Source organism: Microbacterium sp. Bi128, from assembly GCF_918698205.1.
The window spans coordinates 1-2,786 of the sequence record NZ_CAKKMM010000647.1 but is presented as its reverse complement, the minus strand read 5'-3'; the positions used below and the strand labels follow the sequence as shown (position 1 = coordinate 2,786).

The 2,786-nt window shown below is 68.6% G+C and carries 3 protein-coding genes, 1 pseudogene and 1 riboswitch; of the genes and pseudogenes, 3 read left to right on the top strand and 1 reads right to left on the bottom strand.

Going from position 1 to position 2,786, the window contains the following annotated elements; all coding sequences use genetic code 11:
• Window positions 1–475, bottom strand: a pseudogene (locus tag LQV45_RS24275) (phosphomethylpyrimidine synthase ThiC); the annotation flags it as partial.
• Window positions 471–578: riboswitch (TPP riboswitch) on the bottom strand. It overlaps the preceding pseudogene by 5 nt.
• A gap of 74 nt (window positions 579–652) precedes the next feature.
• Here LQV45_RS24275 and LQV45_RS24270 point away from each other — a divergent pair.
• From LQV45_RS24270 to LQV45_RS24260, 3 genes are all read left to right on the top strand, one after another.
• Window positions 653–1,153 carry a GNAT family N-acetyltransferase gene (locus tag LQV45_RS24270; RefSeq protein WP_230009177.1) on the top strand — a complete coding sequence of 167 codons (501 nt, stop codon included), beginning with the start codon at window positions 653–655 and terminating at the stop codon, window positions 1,151–1,153.
• Between the two features lie 3 nt (window positions 1,154–1,156).
• Window positions 1,157–2,263 carry an amidohydrolase family protein gene (locus tag LQV45_RS24265; RefSeq protein ID WP_230009176.1) on the top strand — a complete coding sequence of 369 codons (1,107 nt, stop codon included), beginning with the start codon at window positions 1,157–1,159 and terminating at the stop codon, window positions 2,261–2,263.
• A gap of 75 nt (window positions 2,264–2,338) precedes the next feature.
• Window positions 2,339–2,786, top strand: a 448-nt coding sequence (locus tag LQV45_RS24260) for a VOC family protein (protein ID WP_230009175.1), incomplete at its 3' end; no start/stop codon positions are given.

Sequence of the window (2,786 nt, the reverse complement as noted above, 5' to 3'; positions counted from 1 at the left end):
GCTCCACATCGCAGTTCTCGCGCAGCGCGACGAACCGCATTTCCTGGGTGATGACACCGTCCCGGGCGTAGCGCATCTGCGTGACGGTCCTGCCCTCAACGGCCCGGCGCGGCACCGGCCGGCCGCCCCGCCACTCGGCCGACGCAGCACCGCGGCGCACCGCCGATTTGCCGTCGTCGAGCAGCTCCCGTTCGCGGCCGGCGTAGGGTTCGGTGTCCGCCCTGGCCTCAATCCAGGTGGTGCGGAACGGCTCCAGCCCGCGGACCGGATCGCTGCCCGGGCCGGCAGTGCGGTACACCCGGAACGGCGGGTTCCGGATGCCGCCCGGGGAGGGTTCCAGGGCGATCTCGGTCACCGGCACGCGGATGCCATGCTCCGGGTCCGTGCTGAAGGCCAGCGAGTGGGACTTCAGCGACTGTGTGGTGGCTGCGGACTGAATTTGGACAGGGCTGTGCTGTGTCACTTGGGTGTTCACGGAAAAGCTCACTTCCTTCGCCGGCATTACCCGGACAGGTTCAACGGTCGCAGGCTGCGTCAGCCCGATCTCAGCCCCTGCAGGGGCACCCGTGTGGTCGTAGACGAAACTACCACGCACCTCCGGCCGGCCCTCGAGTGTGACGCGGACGGCGGACCGCGGTGTTAGCGTGGCACGGTGACTCTACCCAAGGCGCTGCCCCGCATCCGGACGGCGACGCCGGAAGATATCCCGGCGCTGCCGGTTCTCGAGGCCTCAGCAGACCGCATCCTCGAAGCGGAGCTGGGGAACCAGACGCTCCCGACTCCGGAGTTGACGACGCCGGTTGAGCCGCTCTTCATACTTGTCGCCGGAAACCCGCCCGTAGGGTTTGCCCGCATTGACGAGGTCGGCGGCCAGGCCCATCTGGAACAACTCTCCGTGCAGCCGGACTCCGCCGGGCGGGGGATAGGACGGTCCCTGGTGGAGGCGGCCCTTGATGCGGCCCGGAGCCGTGGCTATTTATCGATGACGCTTTGCACCTTCGCAGGCGTCCCGTTCAATGCGCCGTTTTATGCGAGCTGCGGTTTCGAGGAACTCGCCCAGCCAGGACAGGCGTTGGGCGCCCTGCGGATCCACGAAGCGCAGCTGGGGCTGGACGGTCTTGGCCGGCGGATCGTCATGCGGATTAGGCTTTAGGTCATGACCGGCATCATCGAGTTCAGCGGCCCCATCCTCACCGCGGCGGACCAGGTCCGCTACGGGTTGTGGTCGGTGGAGGGCCGGCTGACCTTTCGCCGGCCCGCGGCCGCGCCGGAGCTCGTGCTGGACGGCTGGGTCATGCCCGGCCTCGTGGACGCACACTGCCACATCGGCCTCGGCCCGGGCGGGGACGTTACCGAGGACACCGCGGAATCCCAGGCCCTGGCGGACCGCAACGCCGGGACGCTCCTGGTCCGCGACGCCGGCGCCGTCCACAACACACGCTGGCTCCAGCAACGCGCGGACCTGCCCCGGATCATCCGCTCCGGCAGGCACCTCGCCAGGACCCGGCGGTACCTGCCTGGCCTGGCCGTCGAGGTCGAACCGGAGGATCTCGTCGAGGCCGTGCGCAAGCAGGCCCGCGCGGGCGACGGCTGGGTCAAGCTCGTGGGGGACTGGATCGACCGCGACGCCGGCGATCTCGCCGCCAGTTTTCCCGCCCGGACGGTCAAGGACGCCGTCCAGGCCGCCCACGATGAGGGGGCCCGCGTCACCGCACACTGCTTCGCCGAAGACACCCTCGACGACATGCTCGACGCCGGGATCGACTGCATCGAGCACGCCACCGGGCTGCTGCCGCGGCACCTGCCGCGCTTCCTCGAACAGGGTGTTCCGATCGTGCCCACCCTGATCAACATCGCCACGTTCCCGGACATCGCCGCCCGGGCGGCGGCCAAGTTCCCCCGCTACACAGCCCACATGCGCTCGCTGTGGGAGCGCCGGGCGGAGCGGATCCTCGAAGCCCACGAGGCCGGGCTGGCGATCTATGCCGGCACCGACGCCGGCAGCGTGATCAGCCATGGCAGGATCGTGGACGAGATCCAGGCCCTGCACGCCGCCGGCCTTTCCGCCGCTGCCGCCCTCAACGCCGCGAGCTGGTCTGCGCGGACCTGGCTCGGCGCGGAGTCCATCGGTGAAGGGGCAAGCGCTGATGTCCTCGTCACCGCCGAGGATCCGCGGAGCAATCCGGCCACGCTCCGCCGGATCCGGCATATCGTGCTGCGTGGGCTGCCGGTGGACCGGGCGCCAGTCCATGTTTTGGAATAAATTGAAGCTTCAAGTAATTTATCTTTATGTAGAGTCGCCGAAGGCCGGTGGCTACAGAATCCACGGAGCATTGCCATGACCGCAGAAGCCAGCACCCAGGACCTCCTTCCTGCCGAACTCACCATGGGCACCGTGATGCTCAAGGTCGGCGACATGAAGCTCATGACCGACTACTACCAGCGCGCCCTCGGCCTGGAGACTGTGGCCGAACAGGACGGCGGGCTCTACCTTGGGCGCCAGCAGAAGCCGCTGGTGCATCTGGCGCCTGCCCCGGGCCTGAATCTACCTTCCCGCGGCGAGGCCGGGCTCTTCCACACCGCCCTCCTCTTCGAGGACCAGCACTCCCTGGCGGCCACCATCGCCACTGCGGCCCAGTACGAGCCCCAGTCCTTCACCGGCAGCGCGGACCACCTCGTCAGCGAGGCGTTCTACTTCAACGACCCCGAAGGCAACGGCATCGAGCTGTACTGGGACCGGCCGCGGTCGGCGTGGTCCTGGGAGGGCAAGAACGTCGTCATGGACA

Excerpts from the sequence above, each read along its gene's own strand:
- LQV45_RS24265 (WP_230009176.1), top strand. The coding sequence starts at position 1,157 with ATGACCGGCATCATCGAGTTCAGCGGCCCCATCCTCACCGCGGCGGAC.